The sequence below is a fragment of the Sphingomonas sp. BL-S-29 genome, assembly GCF_055521495.1.
Window position 1 is genome coordinate 863650 of sequence record NZ_CM145482.1, and the last position, 19263, is coordinate 882912.

At 60.9% G+C, this 19263-nt stretch carries 18 protein-coding genes and 1 tRNA gene; 7 read left to right on the forward strand and 12 right to left on the reverse strand.

All coding sequences use genetic code 11. The features are described 5' to 3' along the window. Position 1 precedes the first annotated feature (1 nt). A complete protein-coding gene (gene ygfZ, locus ACZ1I2_RS04195) occupies positions 2 to 730 on the reverse strand; it encodes a CAF17-like 4Fe-4S cluster assembly/insertion protein YgfZ (protein WP_465175047.1) in 729 nt (242 codons plus the stop codon). A 50-nt stretch (positions 731 to 780) separates the two neighbouring features. Here ygfZ and ACZ1I2_RS04200 point away from each other — a divergent pair, with 50 nt between their 5' ends. Together ACZ1I2_RS04200 and ACZ1I2_RS04205 are read left to right on the forward strand one after the other, a co-directional pair. Then, on the forward strand, positions 781 to 2109 hold the full coding sequence (locus tag ACZ1I2_RS04200) for a dihydroorotase (protein ID WP_465175046.1): 1329 nt from the start codon (positions 781 to 783) through the stop codon (positions 2107 to 2109). 70 nt (positions 2110 to 2179) lie between these two features. Then, positions 2180 to 2344 (forward strand): hypothetical protein, encoded by a 165-nt coding sequence (locus ACZ1I2_RS04205; RefSeq protein WP_465175045.1) that lies wholly within the window; start codon positions 2180 to 2182, stop codon positions 2342 to 2344. A 31-nt stretch (positions 2345 to 2375) separates the two neighbouring features. On the opposite strand, the gene ACZ1I2_RS04210 is transcribed toward ACZ1I2_RS04205, so the two are convergent. Then, positions 2376 to 3203 carry a DUF1134 domain-containing protein gene (locus ACZ1I2_RS04210; RefSeq protein ID WP_465175044.1) on the reverse strand — a complete coding sequence of 276 codons (828 nt, stop codon included), beginning with the start codon at positions 3201 to 3203 and terminating at the stop codon, positions 2376 to 2378. A gap of 157 nt (positions 3204 to 3360) precedes the next feature. On the opposite strand from ACZ1I2_RS04210, the gene ACZ1I2_RS04215 reads away from it, so the two are divergent. The 3 genes from ACZ1I2_RS04215 to ACZ1I2_RS04225 all read left to right on the forward strand — a co-directional run bounded on the left by ACZ1I2_RS04215 (position 3361) and on the right by ACZ1I2_RS04225 (position 5614). Continuing rightward, positions 3361 to 3453, forward strand: a tRNA-Ser gene (locus tag ACZ1I2_RS04215). Between the two features lie 466 nt (positions 3454 to 3919). Beyond that, positions 3920 to 4540, forward strand: a complete 621-nt coding sequence (locus tag ACZ1I2_RS04220; protein ID WP_465175043.1) for a hypothetical protein — start codon at positions 3920 to 3922, stop codon at positions 4538 to 4540. Positions 4541 to 4591: 51 nt separating this feature from the next. Then, a complete protein-coding gene (locus ACZ1I2_RS04225; RefSeq protein ID WP_465181581.1) occupies positions 4592 to 5614 on the forward strand; it encodes a helix-turn-helix domain-containing protein in 1023 nt (340 codons plus the stop codon). A 324-nt stretch (positions 5615 to 5938) separates the two neighbouring features. Here ACZ1I2_RS04225 and ACZ1I2_RS04230 read toward each other — a convergent pair whose 3' ends face one another. The 8 genes from ACZ1I2_RS04230 to ACZ1I2_RS04265 form a co-directional block, all read right to left on the reverse strand. Then, positions 5939 to 7108 (reverse strand): hypothetical protein, encoded by a 1170-nt coding sequence (locus tag ACZ1I2_RS04230; RefSeq protein WP_465175041.1) that lies wholly within the window; start codon positions 7106 to 7108, stop codon positions 5939 to 5941. An 895-nt stretch (positions 7109 to 8003) separates the two neighbouring features. Further along, positions 8004 to 8570, reverse strand: coding sequence for an SLATT domain-containing protein (locus tag ACZ1I2_RS04235; protein WP_465175040.1), 567 nt, complete (start codon positions 8568 to 8570; stop codon positions 8004 to 8006). Then, positions 8551 to 9429, reverse strand: a complete 879-nt coding sequence (locus tag ACZ1I2_RS04240) for an SMODS domain-containing nucleotidyltransferase (protein ID WP_465175039.1) — start codon at positions 9427 to 9429, stop codon at positions 8551 to 8553. Before ACZ1I2_RS04240 ends, ACZ1I2_RS04235 begins: the two co-directional genes overlap by 20 nt. A 170-nt stretch (positions 9430 to 9599) precedes the next feature. Continuing rightward, on the reverse strand, positions 9600 to 10955 hold the full coding sequence (locus tag ACZ1I2_RS04245) for a GrpB family protein (protein WP_465175038.1): 1356 nt from the start codon (positions 10953 to 10955) through the stop codon (positions 9600 to 9602). A gap of 26 nt (positions 10956 to 10981) precedes the next feature. Then, entirely contained in the window at positions 10982 to 12295 is a 1314-nt protein-coding gene (locus tag ACZ1I2_RS04250) for an SMODS domain-containing nucleotidyltransferase (RefSeq protein WP_465175037.1), read from the reverse strand. A 711-nt stretch (positions 12296 to 13006) separates the two neighbouring features. Then, the gene (locus tag ACZ1I2_RS04255) at positions 13007 to 13495 is read right to left on the reverse strand and encodes a hypothetical protein (RefSeq protein WP_465175036.1); all 489 of its coding nucleotides are present in this window, start codon (positions 13493 to 13495) and stop codon (positions 13007 to 13009) included. Positions 13496 to 13506: 11 nt separating this feature from the next. Beyond that, positions 13507 to 14103: a hypothetical protein gene (locus ACZ1I2_RS04260; RefSeq protein ID WP_465175035.1), complete on the reverse strand. Its 597-nt coding sequence runs from the start codon at positions 14101 to 14103 to the stop codon at positions 13507 to 13509. Beyond that, entirely contained in the window at positions 14100 to 14366 is a 267-nt protein-coding gene (locus tag ACZ1I2_RS04265; protein WP_465175034.1) for a hypothetical protein, read from the reverse strand. The genes ACZ1I2_RS04260 and ACZ1I2_RS04265 overlap by 4 nt, the downstream gene beginning before the upstream one ends. 400 nt (positions 14367 to 14766) lie before the next feature. On the opposite strand from ACZ1I2_RS04265, the gene ACZ1I2_RS04270 reads away from it, so the two are divergent. Further along, complete coding sequence (locus tag ACZ1I2_RS04270; RefSeq protein WP_465175033.1) at positions 14767 to 14892, forward strand: hypothetical protein; 126 nt, start codon at positions 14767 to 14769, stop codon at positions 14890 to 14892. Between the two features lie 395 nt (positions 14893 to 15287). Here the strand turns inward: ACZ1I2_RS04270 and ACZ1I2_RS04275 are convergent, their stop codons facing one another. Then, complete coding sequence (locus tag ACZ1I2_RS04275; protein WP_465175032.1) at positions 15288 to 15926, reverse strand: hypothetical protein; 639 nt, start codon at positions 15924 to 15926, stop codon at positions 15288 to 15290. Positions 15927 to 15935: 9 nt separating this feature from the next. After that, entirely contained in the window at positions 15936 to 18758 is a 2823-nt protein-coding gene (traA, locus tag ACZ1I2_RS04280; RefSeq protein ID WP_465175031.1) for a Ti-type conjugative transfer relaxase TraA, read from the reverse strand. A gap of 170 nt (positions 18759 to 18928) precedes the next feature. Here traA and ACZ1I2_RS04285 point away from each other — a divergent pair, with 170 nt between their 5' ends. Further along, complete coding sequence (locus tag ACZ1I2_RS04285) at positions 18929 to 19252, forward strand: conjugal transfer protein TraD (protein ID WP_465175030.1); 324 nt, start codon at positions 18929 to 18931, stop codon at positions 19250 to 19252. Positions 19253 to 19263: the final 11 nt, after the last annotated feature.

The following is a 19263-nucleotide window of genomic DNA, read 5'->3' on the forward strand; positions in this document are numbered from 1 at the left end:
ATCAGGCTGTGAGGGCTGCCTGAAGCCAGGGTGGCGTGATCGCGTCACCCAGCGCCTCGACCCGGCGCAGTTCCACCATCAGCCCCAGATCGGGATAGGTGACGCGCGTACGGTCGCCCGGCTCGGCGATCGGCGCGACCACCAGCCGACGATTGACCTTGGCGCGGTGGTGCATGCGCGCGGTATTCTCCTGGCCGACATAACAGCCCTTGGTGAAGCTGACGCCCTTCAGTTCGCGCGCATTGGCTTCGAGCCAGAGCGTCTTGTCCGAGCCCAGTTCCTCGACGCCCTCGGTGACTCCCAGCGACAGGCGGTGCGCTTTCCACCCGATGGCCGCTTCGCCCGCATCGCCGAGCCAGCGGCGGCCGAGGTTGGAAAGGCGCGGATCGGGCACGCCGCGATCTCCACCGACCGACCAGTGAACCGCGCCGGCGATCCGCTCGATCGTGATCGCGCGGCGCAGACGGTAGATCGTCAGGCGCCGGGCCAGGGCGTCGACAGCCTCCGCTTCGCAATCGATCAGGATCGCGTCGCCATCCGCCCAGAGCAGGAAATCGAACAGCGCCTTGCCCTGCGGCGTCAACAGGCCCGCCCAGCGCGGCGCCGAGGCGTCGAGCGTCGCCACGTCCTGCGTGATCAGGCCCTGCAGGAAACCGCGGACATCCTCGCCGGCGATCCGGATCAGCGCGCGATCGGCGAGCATCGTGGCATGCGGGGTGGTTTCGCTCATGGCGAACAGGTAGGAGGTCGGCCGGGCAAGCGGAAGAGCCGGAGGCGATCGTGACAGCAACCTATGACCTGAAGCTGACGGGCGGCACCGTCCACACGCCCGCCGGCCCGATCCGGGCCGATATCGGCGTGCGCGGCGGGCGGATCGTCGCGATCGGCGGTATGGGTGATGCCGGGGAGACGATCGAGTGTACCGGCCTCGATATCCTGCCCGGCGTGATCGACACCCAGGTCCATTTCCGCGAGCCGGGGCTGGTCCATAAGGAGGATCTGGAGAGCGGCAGCCGCGCCGCGGTGCTCGGCGGAGTGACCGCGGTGTTCGAGATGCCCAACACCAAGCCCAATACCGACAGTGCCGAGGCGATCCAGGACAAGCTGACTCGCGCGCATCACCGCATGTGGTGCGACCATGCCTTTTATGTCGGCGCGACCAACCACAATGCCGCGGCCTTGGCCGAACTCGAACGGCTGCCCGGCACGGCGGGCGTTAAGATCTTCATGGGCGCCTCGACCGGCGACCTGCTGGTGGCGGAGGATTCGTCGCTCGCCGAAGTGCTGGCGTCGGGCCACCGGCGGGTCGCGATCCACGCCGAGGACGAAGCGCGGATGAACGCGCGCGCCGGCGAGCGCGTGCCGGGCGATGCCTCTTCCCACCCGGTGTGGCGCGACGACGAGAGCGCGCTGCTGGCGACGAAGCGCATCCTCAAGCTGGCGCGCGACGCGCGGCGTCGCATCCATGTGCTGCACGTGACGACGCCGGCCGAGCTCGAATTGCTCGGCCAGCACAAGGATATCGCTACCTGCGAGGTGACGCCGCAGCACCTGACCCTGGCCGGCGAGGAAGCCTATCCGCGGCTGGGCACCCTGGCGCAGATGAACCCGCCGATCCGTTCGGGCGCGCACCGCGACGGGCTGTGGCACTGGCTGCAACAGGGTGTGCCCGACATTCTCGGCTCGGACCATGCGCCGCACACGCTGGAAGAGAAGGGCAAGCCCTATCCCGACAGCCCGAGCGGCATGCCCGGCGTCCAGACTATGCTGCCGCTGATGCTGAACCATGTGGCGGAAGGCCGCACCACGCTCGCCCGCGTGATCGACCTGACCAGCGCCGGGCCGCAGCGCGTGTTCGGCATCATCGGCAAGGGGCGGATCGCGATCGGCTACGACGCCGATTTCAGCATCGTCGACCTCAAGGCGCGCTGGACGATCGAGCAAAGCTGGCTCGCCTCGCGCAGCGGCTGGTCGCCCTTCACCGGCATGACGCTGACCGGCAAGCCGATCGGCACGATCGTGCGCGGCCGGCGCGTGATGTGGGACGGTTCGCTCGCCGATGCGGCGCTCGGCGAGCCAATCCGGTTCGAGGCAGTCGAGTTCGGCTGACACGAATGGAGCCGCCGGACGCGTTGCCGCGTTGAGAAAGCCGGGAAGCCGCTCGACGAGGAGAAGCATCATGGTGGACGAACCGATCAGTCCCGGCGACATGGCGCCAGAAGGCGCGCCGGGGACCGGGGAGACCATCTGCCAGCAATGCGGCGGAAGCGGTGAGTTCGAGGGGCGGGAGTGCCCGACTTGCCACGGCACCGGCAAGGTGATCGAAGGGGTCGGCGGCGGCTGACGGCATCGCTCCCGCCGGCCGCCTCATCGTCTCAGAAGGGTAGCCATTTCGATGTGTGGCTGAACTTCATGTACCCGACATTCACGCCTTGCCGCCAGCCGACGCCGAGGCGGATCGGGATCAGCACGATGTCGCCGCGCCGCAAATAGGTCGCGGCGAATCCGCCGACGAAATAGAGCCGGCCCTCGCCGGCCGGGAAGCGGCGATAGAGCTCCTCCGAATCATGGAGATTATAGACCAGCACGAACACCTTGTTGGCGTCGCCGCCCAGATCGAAACCCACTGACGGGCCGGTCCAATAGACCGGCATCTGCCCCTCGATCTTGTGGAACATCGTGCCGCTGCCATAGCGCAGGCCGACGACCACCGCGCCCGAGGCCTCGCGGCCGGAGATATAGGCGTTGGGCTCGCCCTGCTCCTTGAGCGTCCGCTCCAGGATGCCGGCCAGGCCCGACGCACCCTTGCCGAAGGTGCCTTCGGCGGCGATCAGCAGCTCCTCCCGCTTGAAGGTCGTGCCCCGCGCGGCGTCCGCATTGGCATCGGTCAGCGCCGTATTGGCCCCGGCCGGCGCGGACTGAGCGCGATCACCGCTGGCCGGCATGTTCGGGTTGCTCGGATCATAAGGCGGATATTGCTGCGATCCCGATGCATCGGGCGCGTCGCGATAGGCCGGCTGGCTGTCGGCCGGCACCGCGGTATCCGGCTCGGCGGGCGGCGGCGGGGTCTGCCCACGCTGCAGATCGCTGTCGATCGCCTGGTTGGGATCGATCGTCCGCACCTGGGCCAGTGACGGCGCGGGGCCGATACCGATGGCGGTTGCCACCAGCAACAGGATTAGAAGGGCCTTGCGCATCGTCATACTCCCCCGGCGCTCAATGGATCAGTGTTGCCCCTGCGCGGCTTGACCCACAATGAACCGCGCGACGACCCGAGTCGAATTCGCGCCGGACGGCATGTTGCAAGGCCGGTTGATCGAAGCCACACCCCTCGCTATAGCCGCGCTTCGCCGCCAAGCCGGAGACGTGGGTGAGTGGCTGAAACCAGCGGTTTGCTAAACCGCCGTACGGGGTTTACTCGTACCGAGGGTTCGAATCCCTCCGTCTCCGCCAAAATTGGGCGTATGTGATTGAAAAACAAGCGATAATCCCAAAGGAGGGTAGCTTGGCCCACATCCTGTCCCACATTAAATTGCCGGTTTGGGGTTCAATTGATCGAGGTCCGTATTTTGTCACGGTCCGCGACCGCGAACTGATTATGCGGGCGGCATGCGATCACAGGTTGGGATCTAAGAGCGGGAGGAATCCCAGAATTCCTTATATCCCTTTGAACGTATGGTAAATTTCGCGCGTCGCCAGCATCTACCCCACACTTTCCCCCACATCGTTCTCGAGAGTTCTTGAAATCCGATGGAGCACCACCGCAGCAATGCGCCGGGTTCTCGCGGTTCATCCCATTGTCAGTGATGTCATACGATCATTCATTCAGAAACGCGGAGTGCGATCGAGAACTGGATGCTTGACATGTTAACATTTCTAGCCTCAAATGAGGGTAAGAAAGTTAACACGGGAATTTTTCATGCCAGTTCTGGCTGAAGACTACGAGATCGTGCCGAGACTGGCGCAGCTTGGCCTACGTCGCGACCTGCTGCTGGATGTCGTGGGCGCTGCAGTGGGTGGCCGGCGCAATGCGACAGGTTTCCATCCACTCAGCGCAGGCGGACTTCTGTCATGGATCGAGGGAACGGGCCAGCTTCGCCGCATATTCCTGCCGCACGGCTGGGAGGTCTGTCGTCGGGACAATATCGAGTCGATCTTCAATTCGGAGTTCGGAATCAAGGTCGTATTCCAGAATGCGGAACGGGCGGGCGATCCGCTTCTCGATCCTATCGCGACTTCGAAGAAGGGCGCGGGGTCGGCGCGGGCCATCGAGTTGGGTCAGTATGAGCTCTGGCCTGAGGACAAAGCCAAGGAAGTCGTTGAGGTCACTGCGACGATCTGGGTTCTGTTCGTCTACGCCGATGGAGACGACGTGCGCGCCGAGCTGTCGTGTCCGATGGCGATCAACGAGGAGCAGTTCGACGGTTTCCACGAGCGCATCCTGCTGGTCGAGAAGGGTGGATGGGGCGCGACGGGCCCGCTGGTCGACGATGGCGAGCCGCCGGCCGAGTATGAGGTGTCGGTGACCCGCAAGGGCTGATGGTGCATGTTTAACCCTCAACGACTGATCCTTGCCCGGAAACGGCGCAAATTGACCGCGCGTGCGCTGGCGGGCGCGATCGGCGTTTCGCCGATCACGATCTCGCGACTCGAGAACGGGGCCAACGAGCCGGAGGACGAGACCGTCGAGGCGCTGGCGCGCGCCCTCGACTTTCCCCGGGGATTCTTCTTCGCTGAGGACGTTGACGAATTGCCTGCCGAGGCGGCGAGTTTTCGCAGCCTCTCCTCGATGACTGCCAGGGAACGGGACGCGGCTCTCTCCGCCGGGGCGATCGCCTACCTATTCAATGACTGGGTGGCCGAGCGCTTCAATCTTCCGTCCACTGACGTTCCGGAATTGCGAGGCGACGCGACGTCCGAAGCTGCGGCACAGGTCGTGCGGGCGAGCTGGGGGCTCGGAGAGCAGCCCATCTCCAGCATGATCAAGTTACTCGAGTCGAAGGGCGTGAGCGTGTTCTCGTTGTACGAGGACACCAAGAACGTGGATGCGTTCTCCTGCTGGCGAGGCGAGCGACCCTTTGTGTTCCTCAACACCTTCAAGTCGACGGAGCGTAGTCGATTCGATGCGGCTCACGAACTGGGTCACCTGGTGATGCACAAGCATGGCGCTCCACAGGACAGCCGGCAGGCGGAGAGCGAGGCCGATCGCTTCGCATCCGCGTTCCTGATGCCGATGGACGACGTGATGAGCCGCATCCGCCACGTCAGCGGCCTCGACAGCCTCATCCACGCGAAGAAGCGCTGGGGGGTGTCTGTCGCCGCCCTCAACTACCGGCTCCACAAACTCAGGGTGGTGAGCGAATGGCAGAACCGCAGTTTGAATGTCGAGATGTCCAGCCGCGGTTATCGACGGCGGGAGCCCGAAGGATTGCCGCCTGAGACATCCGCGCTCTGGCCTCAGATCTTCACATCGCTCTGGCGCGAACGCATCACTCGCGAGCAGATCGCTGCGGAGCTGAACGTACCTAGGGGGGAGCTAGATAGCATTCTCTATCGGCTGACCGGTCAAAACCCCGAAGGCGGAGAAGCACCGGCCAAGCTACGATCGATCTAGCGGTGGCGACGGCGGGCGCTTCGCCGTGGACACATCTGGTTGATGCCGGCCGTCGGTGGTTCAGGAAAGAAACGCGATGAACCTTTTTGCGACTTTCCGAAACGCGATCGAAACCGCGCCGCGGATCCAGGCAGTTCGGCTATGCGATCAAGCTCCATTGCCATTGCCATTGCCATAGGCGCCGCCGACTAACGATGTGCGGCCCTTCGAATTTCGAGGTTGACTGCGCCCAATACGAATCGGGCGCCCCCTGAGGGGGCGCCCGCTACTATTCGCTAGAGGGGGAACCCTTAGATCTGGGTTCCGCCATCGCCGAAAATGATCTTATGCATTGGCTTTCTCCTCAATTTGACCCTGATTATCACCCGCTTGCTGAACAGGCAATGGCTGGCCAAGGAGCCTCACTGGAGTCCGTTTCCACCATATAAGAACGCCCTGGTGCGGTAAAAGGTACCCCGGAATCCTAAAAATTTGTGCCGACGATCCGCTAACGCCGTTGGACTCGGATTGGAGATCGTGCCGGTGGATGGAGCTAGCGAAAATGACCCGGCGTCCATCCGTCGCTTGGTCGAACACCGTTACACGCAACCCGTCAGACGGATGAAGGGTCTGCAGTACCTCCGAATCCTCCACCTCCTTAGCCATGGTGTATCTTGTAGCACATGTGCAAGTTTCACCGGGCTGCAGCGTCACGGCGCCAGCATCGTAGCTAACGGCCGTGACTTGGCTCTCGAGGCGGCTCCTAAAATCAGCCTCCGCCTTAACTAAATCAAGGATAACTTCGTCTGCACCCTTCTTCACCTCAAATTTGTGAACTTCAACCTTATTTTTAAGTTGAGAGTGAACCGGGTTAGGTAACTTCAAGCCTGCCCCCCATTTGACGACGTCGGTGCTAACATTCTTCATGGAAAATTCCATGATGGCATCAACTAATACGCAAGCCATCAGATGTCCGTCGACATCAACGGTATCGTCACGAATGGTGTAGGTAACAGAAAAGTTAGACCTAATGAGCGAACTGTTAAGGACGAGATTATTCGCCTCATCAAGTAAAGCTTTCGGCAAATCTTTTCGGAGGACGGCTTGAAATACGTTGCGCGTTGCATGCTCAATCCGCTTGTCCCAAGCTTCGTCGGCCTCCTGCCGGAGTTGAGCCTCGAATATGACCCAAATGACCGCTGATACGAGGACGGCAAATCCTACCTCATGCGTGGCGGTCGCCCAAAATCCTGCAGCTAGAACCTCGGAACACAAGAGAAGCGCAGCCGCTAACAGGAGCAGTATTGCCAGCCTGCCCAGATTTATGTCCGCGAGGAAATTTTTTCGTTCCTTTTTGCTCTGCCTCTCGCGATCAGACGAACTACTCGTCCACAGCCGATAGCCAAGAAACGCAGAAAGACAAAGAAGCGCGGCTACGATGATCCATGCTATCGGCGCTTGATGCGCCCAAGCCAAAGCCTCCGGTTTGAAAACCTCCTTAGAATCATTCCCCACTCACAATACCCCCCTTTCATGGATAGTTGTAATCGCCAGTTATGACGTGCGCCCAATATTTTGTCGACTTGCGGTGTCCACCTTTCAATCATATTTCACGGCGTGTGAGTGCCCGCCTCTTCGCTCGGTGGAAAATGCCGCTTCCCTCGGTGCCGTGATCTGCCTCAGAATGGATATTACGCTATCGTCCCAGCTCGGCCTTCATCACGAAGAAATGCGGCTGCACCAGCACTATAATATTCATTAATGAGACAGATGCAGGTCGCAGGTGCGTTCGTAGGCCAGCGAAGATCCGTGCCGCCTTCGCGCAACACCCTAGGCTCAGGACCTATTAAATTGCTTGCGTAGACGACGACGGGTTGATTCAGTGGCGGCGCGAGGAGGCGTAGTCTGAGTAATCTGATCTGGCTTTCGGCGGCGCAGATGCGTCGTATCGCGCCACATTTCCCGTTGTCGCATGGAGTGGCCCGGGTCGATTATTCGGGAGCGTGTGGCGAAGCGCTGCTTGAAATCTACCCTTCATTACCTGGCGAGAGCACTGCTGCCACCCGCTTGGGATTCATTGTAGATGACGTCGAGCAGGTTTGCCTCGCTGCAGGCTCTCTGGGCAGTATCGTCAAAGAACCGTCCCATACGCAATGGGGCATCAGGGCGGTCCTCGCCGATCCTATCGGGCATAAGGTTGAGCTTGTCCAACGAGCCTGAATGGCGACTTTACACCAGTTATCACCGTTCCGCGGTCTTCAGACCACGCTTACGCTACATTCACGCGACTTGGCAGCTCAAGTTGCTCGCCGCATTTCGCGGCGTGAAGGCCAGAGAAGTGTCAGTGCGGGTGAACCAGTATTGGGCCTCTCCGGCGGCGATCTTGCGCTGCTTGCGCTAGCGTTGGCCGCTACGCGCCGCGCTTCAACGGCCCAGGCAGAAATTTGTCGATCTCGCCGTAGTTGAACGTGTAGTCCTCCAGCGACTGTAGTCCCTTCTGCGCCATGCCATAGGCTTCCGAGGTGGTGCCCGGCGCGGATTTGTAGATCGCCGCCAGGGCGGCTTGCAGGCTATCCCGCCGTTCCCGAGCAACGTCGTTGCCGATCGCCCCGGCCGTCATATCGGCAAGCAGGGAGAGGTAGGACTCTCGTATCGCCCAAAGGTCAGCTGCGGTATCACGATGCTTCTGCGCTGTCGCTCCGGGGTCAAACCCCTTCATGTAGCCCGAAACGAATAGGGTAATCAGCGAAACCGAGGCAGTGACGAGCTTAAGCCAGAAGTGATCGGTGAAGAGAATCGCCAGCGTGCCCGAGGTTGTGACCGCCGCTAGTGCGATCTGGGCAATCTTGAACCGACGCAGAGTGGCCGCGCAGATATCGCCTTGCTTCTCGTGGGTCTTATGTGAGTACACGACCCGCCCGAAACATTCCCGAATCTGAGCGAGCAGCGCGTCCTCGTTAGGGGTAGGTTGATCCAAAAATCTCTCTCCACTTGTTCCGAGCGGTGACGGGTCGGTCGTTGGACTCGTGATGTATAGCACTCAGCGCGGTTTGGTAGGCTGTCGCTGCTGGCGTCTGAAAGTTGCCCTTCTTATACACGTAGGAGCCACTACCTGGCGCACGCCAATAGGCCTGGGATCGGTCGATGTTGGAGAGGTACAGGAAGAAATCGCGCGCGAGATAGTCGTGAAAGAGATACGACTTGTCGCGGTGCGGCCAGCTCGCGATGAACTGGTAAGCAAGTGTGTCGATGAGCATGCCGCCAATCGGGACGCTATCGTAGTCACGCCAAATGCGGGCCATGCGGCCGATGACCTTGAGATTGCCGTTCGCAACCTTGTTACGCGCCAGAAACTCCGACATTTCCCCGCGCGGATCGCACGTTTGCCAACTTCCGCCACCATTGGAATCCGCAAAGGTAAAGGTGCCCGCCTGATTGTCAAACACTGGCAGAATCTCGAACCTGATCCCATCATCGAAATTGAGCGCGACGACCTGGCCGTCCGCTCCGGTATAGGAATTGGCATACGTGCGGTTGAGGGAGTTCTTGACCGCTTGCAGCAGCGCCGACTGCCCGTTGCTCTGATAGGCGTTGTATTGGTGATAGACAGACGATGGCAGGACAAACGCCACGTCCAGGTCGCTGACACCACGAGCGGCTGTGTCCCGGCCATAAGAGCCGACATAGAGGCTATGCGCCATCTCGGACTCTGTGTTCCAGAAATCCTTGTTCAGTTGCTTAGTGATCCGTTTGTAGCGATACGAGATCGTCCCCACGGTGGGTGCGGGGATCAAGTAATTTCCCCGAAAGGCACGAAAGTTGTCAGCAACGCTCATGGGAAGCTCTTGGCATAACATGAACGCCGGCGCCAGAACAAACGAGGAACTCGCCAGGAGGAGACAGGCCTACTTGTAATGGCGCTTCTGCTGCTGGAACTGGAACTTCTGAACAGCGATCTGCGGCCCTGGGAGAAACCATGGTCGGTCATGTGCTAACAAAGAGCCCGCTATTTGCGTTTTTCCTCAAGGTAGTTTCGCCAACGTCGCGTCAAGACAGCATTTCGCCAGCGGAACACACCCGGGAGTGCGAAAGGCGCACTTTCAACTATCGCATTGTAATCGGACATTAAAAGCATGATGTCGGCTGAGGGGTAGTCGCGCGCTGCGGCTATTTCGACCCTTTGCAAAATTACCCCTATTGCCGCAGCCGCCTCACGATAAGCGAATATCGAGCTAAGCAAATCGGAAGAAACCAGAAATACGAGAGCCGCAACCAGAACACGGGCTAGTGAAACACTCGCGTCGGCTGGCAACGCAAGCAAGCCAGTCCAAAGCGCGCATCCGATCAGAAGGGCTGCGCCCGCCAGAGCGTTTCGTATCCACGCTGCGCTGCTACGTTGCAGATCCCGAGTCCAATATGCCGACTCCTCGATCAACTCCGCGAGACGACGGTATCCCGGAGCCTCGCGGCTGGCGAAATGATCTTCCTCACGAACAAGCGGCTTACCTTCGATCGAAACGCTAAAGCCATCGAACACCCGCAGACGTTGTTCGGCGGAAAATCGCTCACCGAGTCCGCTCGCGAGCAGAATAACTCTGCGTGCTTGATCCCCGGCGGCCCGATGTGAACGTTGTTTGTGCGCAAGCGCGAGCCACAACGCCGCCAGCAAAAACCCGACAAGCGCGAAGTTCAGCTGAATAATATTGTTGTCCGAATATACAGAGATCGCTGCAACGACGGCGACACCGAGTTGGGCGATAAGCGCCAAGTCCTGAAATCGCCGACTACGGTCGAGCTCAACCCGCTGGTAGGTAAGTAGACGCTCATTTCCGAGTGCGCCGTCGGCGTGACGCAGTACCTCCGCAACGAAGTCGCTCTTGCCTTTCGTGTAGGCATCCAAGTCGCTCGGATGTGCCACGGCAAGCTGTCGTTTCAGGGCGGCATATCGTTTTGCCAGTGATCTATCGGCCGCGAGTTGGTCTCGAAATATCAGCATATTGCGGCCCCACTCGCTTTCGCGCGGCGCAATATGCACGTGAAACGATATTGAGCGCCCGTTGGCCGCAGGCTTGACGAGAAATTCGCGCGGGAGCCCTGACTTGGCAACGTCGCGAGCATAACCGATGGTGGCCAGCGCTGCAGCGATCCGGCCCGCATCCTGCCAATCCACAGGCGTCACGAGGAGATCGATTATCGGCTTTCCCTCAAGTCCTGTAATCGCGGTGCTACCGACCCGATCAATGAACATCCGAAGGCCGGCCGTCGCCGAACGAATACCGGTAATCTCCGCGGTGCACGCACTTTTCCAGCTCTTCTGATGTGCCACGATGGAGATCGGCACCGGCGCGGCGGGATCAGACATAGTTAATTTGTCTCAGCGAACCGGCTCTATCCATCATCGTCCTCTTGGTTTGAATCGATCGGCACGTGAATGCGGTCGGTCGCGACGACCACTCCATCAACGACCGCATAGCACTCAACCACATGATCGCCCTTGAAGGTAGTTGTCTCACTCCGGCGCTTGTGCCCACCATCAGCGACAATCTGGCCCCGGATGCAGTCGCGATTGATCGCTTCCTGTCCCCGATTCAACACCTTCCAGAACAGCCCGTAGGGGACAGCGATGTCCGTACGCACGACGGAGAATGTGAGCCGTTTGCGTGGCTTGAGCAGCTTACGCTCATTGAGGATTTCGCGTAGCGAGGCGGTTCTGAAACCGGCCTGTTCGACGTTGCAATCGATAGTGATGTTGTTCCTGATGTCGATGCCACCGAACACGTCTTCGGCGAATTCTTCCGTCATACGAACGTTACGACCCGATACTGCTTCGACCTTGATCAGCTTCTCGGCAGCGGGGAAAAGACGCCCGTACACCTTGCGCCATTTATCGTTCTGGTTGGCCTGCCCCTCGGCCTCAATGGCCTTGAGACACAGCTCGTACGCCTTCTTCGCCTTCCGCTGGAAACTCTTCTTTACCTTCACGCGCTGTCCGCTACCGAGCGCAGCAAAATAATCCTGCTTGGGCAGATCCTTCAAAAATGAAAAGAAGTCGCGGCTCATGAAGTCATAATAGAGGTAACTCTTGTCGTCGTACTCGTCGGTGGAGCACAGGAAATTATACGCAAGGGTATCAATCAGCAGGCCACCCATGCCCACGCCATGCTTGTTCTTCCAGGCTCGGGCCATTTTGCAGAGTCGCCGCAGGTTCTTATTTTTTTCGCTAACGAAATCAGACATCGCCTTAATCTCTTCACGCGGTTTCGTGATTTTCCACTCCCCACCATTATAGGTATCGGGGTACTTGAAGCTCCCATCGTCCTGCTCAAACACTGGCTGCGCTTCGACGCGGAATTTTGAATAGACTGCCGCGACGACGAGGCGGTCCACCCTTACTGTCGTGCGGGGGTATCGCGCACGAATTGCGGCAGCAGCATCGGAGAGCAGTTTGGATTGGCCGCCGTCCTTATAGTTTTCCCACTCGCCCTTTGGCATGATGTACAGCATGTCGAGGTCGGAAATCCCCTTGATAGCCGTCCAGCGGCCGTAGGAACCAACCTGTAGCGAATTCGCAGTTTTGGATTCGGTGTCACGGAATTTCTTGTTAAGTGAGCAGGTTATCTCCTCATACCGAGACGAAATAATTATGGCATTATCGACAGCGAGATTGGCAATAAACTGCTTAAATGTATCTGCGATACTCAAACGATGATCCCCCGCCCAAAATTATAGTTAACGGGAATGTAGATCAAATAGTGAACGGTTCAAGGGAGGTTTCGCGGGATCATGTGCGTTTGGGTCAGCGACGAAGGCAGCCAGAGCGGCGAGGCGCGCACGGCGAGGCGGGAGCTTCGCTCTGCCATGTGCCTTTCGGCCGCTATCTGATCGCCGCTTCCTGCCTGGGCAGGCCGCTTAGGGGCGTTGGCGCGCACAGCTGGTCGAATGTTTGTTCACGCCTGTGCTGGCTGGCTTTGCGACTGGAACTAGTGTCGCCTGAAGTGCAGCGTCCCATGACTGAACGGTAGCTTCCGGGTAGCCGTCGAACTCGACCTCACGGCAGTAGTTGGACGCGTTGGTGACCGACAGGCCTGCGGTTACCAAGACCCAATTGTAGACTCTCAGGGATCGCTGGCTACTACGCGAAATCGGACGCCCGTTCGGGTACCGATTTTCGCTTGAATTGGGGCGATAGCCGACTGGCAGCTTCAGGCTCGTTACGTTGAGAAGCTGACCAAAGAGAACACTGCCTTGGTAAGGCTGCGGACGTGAGTTGCGTCCTCACCGGCAGCACCATTTTTCCCTTTATCGCAGCGAGAAACTTACCTCTCCGGGGAGGCATTGCGTTGCGGCGGCCGCGGGTAACGAGCGGGGTAATCGCAGAGGGTACGCGAGACGAATACGGTAAGGCGGGCTGAACTAGCTTGTGCCGGTCTCGCCAAAGCTGGCGATGGGGATCTCCTCACCGTTATCCTCAATCACAAGCAGCCAACGCGAGAATGCAAGCCAATCGGGCGCCCATCGCTTGGGCACGGGTAACCCCGTCGATACGTTAATCGTCGAGTAGCCTCGAAAACCGCTAGGAGCGACGACAAACGCTTCTGCGTCGGACACCAAAAACATCCCCGGGCGAATACCGGTCGTGCGGTTCGAGGCGAACATGGAGGGAGCGTCAACGCGGATGTGAACGTGTGGTAGCGCGACCACCGGTTCGTGATCTGGAAGTGCCTCAAGGCCGAGGGGACGGTCAGTTCCAGGAGCGAACCAAAGTGCCATCAAATCGGTCTTGTCTTCCCCGATTTTGACGCACTGAAAAATCGAGGGCTCATCATTGTAGTTTAGTTTCAGGTAGAACCGCCCGGGCTCGCATTGTCCCGCGTCCGTGACTCGTTCGATCCCCAGTAACATTCGGTCATCCTCTAATTGGGGGTGGGTTGCGGGACATGCGAGATGTTTGCAGACGTCGCGTTGGTCTGAGGGTTAGGCGAGGCGGGTGTGGCCTTCGCTGCAGGCCTATCCAACGAATTCGATAACGTTGACTCCACCGAGGGGCGGCTCGCGATATAAAGGATTGCTACGGCGATCAGGAGCGTCACGACCCAAGCGGCAAGATTAGTTAGGAACGCTGGCAGAAACCCTGTTCGGGAGGTGATGTGCGTTTCGATGCGCGTTCGCTCGCCTTGAAGAGCGCTCAGAACTTCAGTTCGATGGGCGTTCAGCGTCGCTATCGTGGCCGTGTTCTGTATGTCCGGCGTCGCCTGAGCGATCCCGTTGTTCACAATCTCGGTGATCGTCTGTTCAGCGGCCATGCGCAGCGCGCCAACCAACGCAGGCGTCAAGTCGCGCGATGCTCGATCGACCACCGCCTGACCCGCTAACGCACCTTCTCGTATCGATTGTTTATAAGTGGCGTAAGCGAGCAGGCCAATGACATCGGCCGAGTCCTGTACGAGCGCCTCAAATGCGCGACTGTAAGATGGCGTCGCCGCTTGTTTGCTCGCCCGCCGCCCGATCATTTCTTCTTGAATTCACCGCGCCCCAGCGCGCTGTCCATCACATCCTTCCGCACAGTTGTGATGGACCGTCCATTCGGGAGGTTGATGCGACCCGACACGCTGCTGCGGACATTGACCGATACGGACGCGCCGCTACTGCCCGCGTGGCGAATAACCTCGGTAACCGTCGTGCGCGGCGAGCTGGTGGCCTCTTTGGACGTCAAAAAGCGACCGCCGGAGACGTTGCGCTTGGGGAGCCAACTCTTGGTGGGCGTCTTTGCCATGACACTGATATAGGGCCACCGGCGCCCGCGGCCAACGGCTATATCGCCAACGAGCTCTCGTCCGCCACTCTCGTCCGACAGGCTGAACAGAGCCGGTTCCCCGGTCCCGCACTCTCGAAGGTTCGGCGACGAAGGAGGCACGGTTACGCTCCTGGTTGCGGACGGTCCGCCGTCTTGCGGGCGCGCGTCAGAGGAACGCCGTTTGTCATGCCCGGAGAATAGCTGGCGATCGCGCGAGAAGCGGATGGTTGAGCGTCGAGCTATCCCCGCTAAAGAACTCAGCCGGGCGAATTTCAACAACGACTCGTCGCAGAACTAACAGGGAACACTTTGAACCGTTGCGATTCAGTAACCATCTGTTGAGTGCGACTCAATAGCCGCTAAACAGAGGGAACGACGAATGGCAGACAAGAAGCACGACTGGAACAAGGCGCAGCCCCACCACGTGGACACGGGGCGCTTCACCAAAAAGGACTACGCGGAGAAGCATCCCGGCAAGGTCGAGTGGGTGAAGGAGAAGAAGTGAGCTGAGGCGCGCCGCCGCGGGGGCAGCAGCGCGCCTCACCACGGCCCGGAGGGGGCTGGCGTATGTTCTCATTTGCTCTGAATTCGCGGCATGGCCGATTCGACCCTACTGCCCGACGCCGCGACGGTAATCTCCGCCGCATCCTTCAATCCCCGGCTGTAACGCGGCTCGGCTTGCTTGCCCTAGCGAGCAATTACGGGAGCGGGCTGCGGGGGGGGGGGGGGGGTAGGGCGCTTAGCTGCCGTCCCGGTATCCATGAACGAGCGTCCGCTTTACCCAACAATCACCAGAAAGCGGTCAGTCTGCAATCCGCCATCTGGTCCCCTTGCCGCGAGGTGAACGGATGTCGGCCTATGATCAGCATCAGGCTCCGCGACGGCAGAGATCGCGGCGCGCTACCGGTGTTCCCTGGAGCCGGCGCCGTCTCGCCGGACACGATCGTCGGGGGTGCGCGGTTGGATCTCAATTTTTGGCGGGAGTGACACCTGGATCAGGCGAGCGGCAGCGTGCGGCCCGTCCATTCTCATTGTCCGCTCCGCCATCCATTCCGGAACGCGCCAGCTCGCTGGTAACGATCGAGCAACAGCACCCGGCAGGACCGACCACAATAACATGCCTATGAGCAGCCCGCCCATGCCGGACCAGATCAACCGATTGAGTTGCTGATCCGCCGCCTGGCCGCGCTCAACAATACCGTCGACTCGTCCGATCGACCTCGACATCGCGTCGCGCGTTTCGCGGATCAAACTGCGGTCCTCCGCCCGTGCGTCCGCGCTCGCCTTGACCATCTCGGCAGTGAACGTGGCCGGCGACAGTTTGACCCCCGGACTGGCTTCGATCCGATCGATGCCGCCAGCGGCGTCCTTCAGCGCCTTTGCCATCTGACCAAGCGTGACGCTGTAATCCGGAACCTGCTCGCGCACGGAGATCAGCCGCTCAAGCGCATGGCGATTGAGACTGACCTCGCCGCGCAGCGCTTCAAGCGCGTCGACGATGGTTTCGGGAGTGGCGATCTGCTCGCGATTGTCGGTCATGATTCGGGCTTAAAGGCCAAGTCCACGACCACGCGAGAGGCCGGGATATTCCAGGAGACCCTGGGACAAAGATTTTTCGCGCAAGTCCCCGATGCCCAGGTCCTTGTACCGATTTCGTAGCAACGACTCGAGCTGCGGATCGCGGTGCAGGCTTTTTGCCATGCTCGTCAGATCGTCTCGCGCGCGATCGATCTGGTCGTAGTCGCCAACTCGCTGAAGCCGCTCGTATGCCTTCGTCTTCTTCTGCCAGTCGCTGACGAACCGATCGGCGCGCTGCGCCGTGTCGATCTGGACCTCGCCCTCCAGCGTCATCGCGCGGATCGCCGCGACGGTCTTGCCGCTCGCGGCCTGATCGATCAGCGCGGGCTCGGCATTCAGCGCGCTGCGCAGATCGCGCGCCCCGTCCGGCCGGATCGCGTCCAGCACCTTGCCCGCTTCGGCAAAGGCGACCTTCTGGTGCGGTAGCGCTTCGAGATCGAGCCGTCGCATCCGCACGATATCGGCCGCGGCGCGCGCATAGCGCTCGACCGCCTTGTCGAGCGTCGTGCGCTCGGGCGCGACGACGGGGGCGGGACCGAGTTTCAGGCCGGCGAACGGATTGCGCGGTGGTACAGGCTGCGGCGCTCGAACCGGCTCTGGTGCGCGGACATAGTCAGACGCCATGTCCTTGCCGCGCTCGCGCGAAAGCGCCCGCACCAGCTTGCCCTGATCGGCAAAGTCATCGCGCCCATAATGGAGTTCGACGCTGTCCCGGTGCCGCGACAGCGCGACATAAGCAGCGTGGCGGTCGAGCCCCGGTGTCGCCAGCACATGGACCCGGTCGACCGTCACGCCCTGCGACTTGTGCACGGTGGCGGCGTAGCCGTGGTCGACATTGGCATAGTCCTTCACATCGAACGTGACCGATCGCCCATCATCAAGCATCACCGCCATCCGGGTCTGCGTGACCGCCTGCACCTGTCCCAGCGTGCCGTTCTTCACGCCAAGGCTGCGTTCGTTCTTCAGGAACATCACCCGGTCGCCGGTGGCGAACTGCCGCTCGCCCCGCTCGACGTCTACCGTCACATCTTCCCCAAGCGCGCCGCCCGAGCGTAGCCGCTCGCGCGCCGCGATGTTCAGCGCCCGAACCTCGTCATTGGTGTGGGTAAGGATGATCCGGGTCGCACCGGACGAGGTCACCCGGTCGCGGTCCCAGCGATCGACCAGGTCGGCGCGCGCGGCATCGCGCGTCTCGGCCACATGGACGCGTCCGCGCTCTTCGTACGACGCGATAGCCTCGGCCGTGCGCCCGGTCGCCAGCTGCCGAGTAGCGTCACGCTGCCAGTCGTCACGCTGGCGGCGGATTTGGGTGATTTCGACACTACCGTGGCGCTCGGCAGTCGCGCGGAACGCGGCACCGGCCTCGATCGCCTGAAGCTGCTCGGCATCGCCAACCAACACGACCTTTGCGCCGCGCCTTTCCGCTTCGCTGACGACGCGTTCCATCTGGCGCGTGCCGATCATCCCGGCTTCATCGATCACCAGCACGTCGCGGTTGGTCAGCAGCTCGCGACCTTCCGCCCATTGATGCTCCAGGCTCGCGATCGTGCGGGACGCGATGCCGGAACCGCTTTCGAGGTTCTCGGCGGCAATGCCCGACAGCGCGATACCGTGGACGGCGTAGCCAGCCCCTTCCCACGCCTCGCGCGCGACACCGAGCATCGCGGACTTGCCGGTGCCGGCATAGCCGATGACGACGCCAAGTCCCTTCGCATCGGTGACATGCTCATAGGCGCTGCGCTGCTCGGGCGAGAGGATCATGCCGCGCGCCGCCGCGCGCGCCAGCGCAGTGTCGCGGTAGCGATCGGCGACGGCATGACGGTCGCGGTTCGCCATCACGCCAGTCGCGCGTTCCAGCCGCTGTTCGGTCTCGATCATCGCTCGGCTGGTGAAGCGCTGCTCGCCGCGACCGTCCTTGCCGAGTGCGACCAGTTCGGGCGCGGCCTTCACCGCCGCGATCACCCGATCGTACTGCTCTTTCCCGTCGCTGTGGCGATGAACGAACATGGCGAGGTCGCGGTTGGTGAACGTGGCCTGCTGGTGCGTGATCGCGTCGAGCGCGAGGGCCGGGTTTGCCAGAAGCTTGTCGCCGTTCGCGCGGGCAATGGCCTGGTGCTCTTCGAGCCGTTCGGACTCCAGACCCTGCGCCGCCATGCGCGACGCAGCCGGCCCGATCTTGTGCTGCGGCTCCAGCTCGATTCCTTGAGCGTCAAGCGATCGGTGATCGATGCGGGCATCGATATCGAGTTCGGCAAGCCGCTGATTGACGTGCTCGCTCCAGCGCTCGCGCCATTTCTCCAGCAGTTCGGCGCGGTTCCAGTCGCGGTTCTTCTTGCCGAACCCGTCTTCACCCACCTCGCGCATGGTCAACATCACATGCGCGTGCGGCTTGGCCATGCCATCCGCGCCGACGTCCCAATGCACGTTGAGATCGGCGATCATGCCGCGATCGACAAACTCGTCGCGGACGAAGTCGCGGGCGAGCTCGATCCCCTGTTCCTGGGTCATCTCGCGGGGAATCGCGAACTCGATCTCGCGCGCCAGCTGCGCGTCGATCCGTTTCTCGGCTGCCTCGACCTCGTTCCACAGCTTCTCCCGGTCGGAGAGATGCTCGGGCGCCCCGTCCGGCAGCATCACCTCGGAATGGACGACGCCGGCCTTGTTTGAGAAGTCGTGGTTGCGGTCGAGGCGCTCGTCGCGCAGCCGCGAGGCGGAGCGATAGGCAGCGGAAGCAACGGCGCTCGATCCAGCCGCGCGCGAGATGACCTTGGCCGAGAAATGGTAGATCGCCATGACGGCAATCCATCTACACTTCTAAAGCGACGTCGGCACGACGTATAAGCGCGCCCTCGAAAATATTCATTTAACTCGGGACTGGTTCGTCCCACATCATTCCACACTGTTTACGCTGATCGATCCCCTCACTAACTGGATTGCCTTCGACGCTCAATCGGAGACATCTCATGCGTAAACCCCGGGACTTTGACTCGGAACTGAAAGCTCTCACTGAGAAGGCGAGGCAACTCAAAGAGCGCAAGGTTCATCAACTCGGCGAACTGGTCATCGCAACGGGTGCCGATGCACTTTCGGTCGAGCAACTCGCCGGACTTCTGCTCGCGGGAGTAGCGAACAAGGATGCTGCGGCAAAGGAGAGCTGGAGCAAGCGCGGTGCCGCCTTCTTTCAGAGCGCGAGTAACACAGCTGACGATGCTCGTGGTAACCAGGGCAGCACTCCGTCGGGCGACAGCGGCACGACACCGCCTCGACCTCAAACGGGCACGGACTGATACGCGGGCCT

Coding starts and splice junctions, on each gene's coding strand:
- ygfZ (WP_465175047.1), bottom strand. CDS start 730: ATGAGCGAAACCACCCCGCATGCCACGATGCTCGCCGATCGCGCGCTG.
- ACZ1I2_RS04255 (WP_465175036.1), bottom strand. CDS start 13,495: ATGTTACTGGGGATCGAACGAGTCACGGACGCGGGACAATGCGAGCCC.
- ACZ1I2_RS04240 (WP_465175039.1), bottom strand. CDS start 9,429: ATGAGCGTTGCTGACAACTTTCGTGCCTTTCGGGGAAATTACTTGATC.
- ACZ1I2_RS04260 (WP_465175035.1), bottom strand. CDS start 14,103: ATGATCGGGCGGCGGGCGAGCAAACAAGCGGCGACGCCATCTTACAGT.
- ACZ1I2_RS04285 (WP_465175030.1), top strand. CDS start 18,929: ATGCGTAAACCCCGGGACTTTGACTCGGAACTGAAAGCTCTCACTGAG.
- ACZ1I2_RS04205 (WP_465175045.1), top strand. CDS start 2,180: ATGGTGGACGAACCGATCAGTCCCGGCGACATGGCGCCAGAAGGCGCG.
- ACZ1I2_RS04245 (WP_465175038.1), bottom strand. CDS start 10,955: ATGTCTGATCCCGCCGCGCCGGTGCCGATCTCCATCGTGGCACATCAG.
- ACZ1I2_RS04275 (WP_465175032.1), bottom strand. CDS start 15,926: ATGACCGACAATCGCGAGCAGATCGCCACTCCCGAAACCATCGTCGAC.
- ACZ1I2_RS04220 (WP_465175043.1), top strand. CDS start 3,920: ATGCCAGTTCTGGCTGAAGACTACGAGATCGTGCCGAGACTGGCGCAG.
- traA (WP_465175031.1), bottom strand. CDS start 18,758: ATGGCGATCTACCATTTCTCGGCCAAGGTCATCTCGCGCGCGGCTGGA.
- ACZ1I2_RS04265 (WP_465175034.1), bottom strand. CDS start 14,366: ATGGCAAAGACGCCCACCAAGAGTTGGCTCCCCAAGCGCAACGTCTCC.
- ACZ1I2_RS04270 (WP_465175033.1), top strand. CDS start 14,767: ATGGCAGACAAGAAGCACGACTGGAACAAGGCGCAGCCCCACCACGTG.
- ACZ1I2_RS04210 (WP_465175044.1), bottom strand. CDS start 3,203: ATGACGATGCGCAAGGCCCTTCTAATCCTGTTGCTGGTGGCAACCGCC.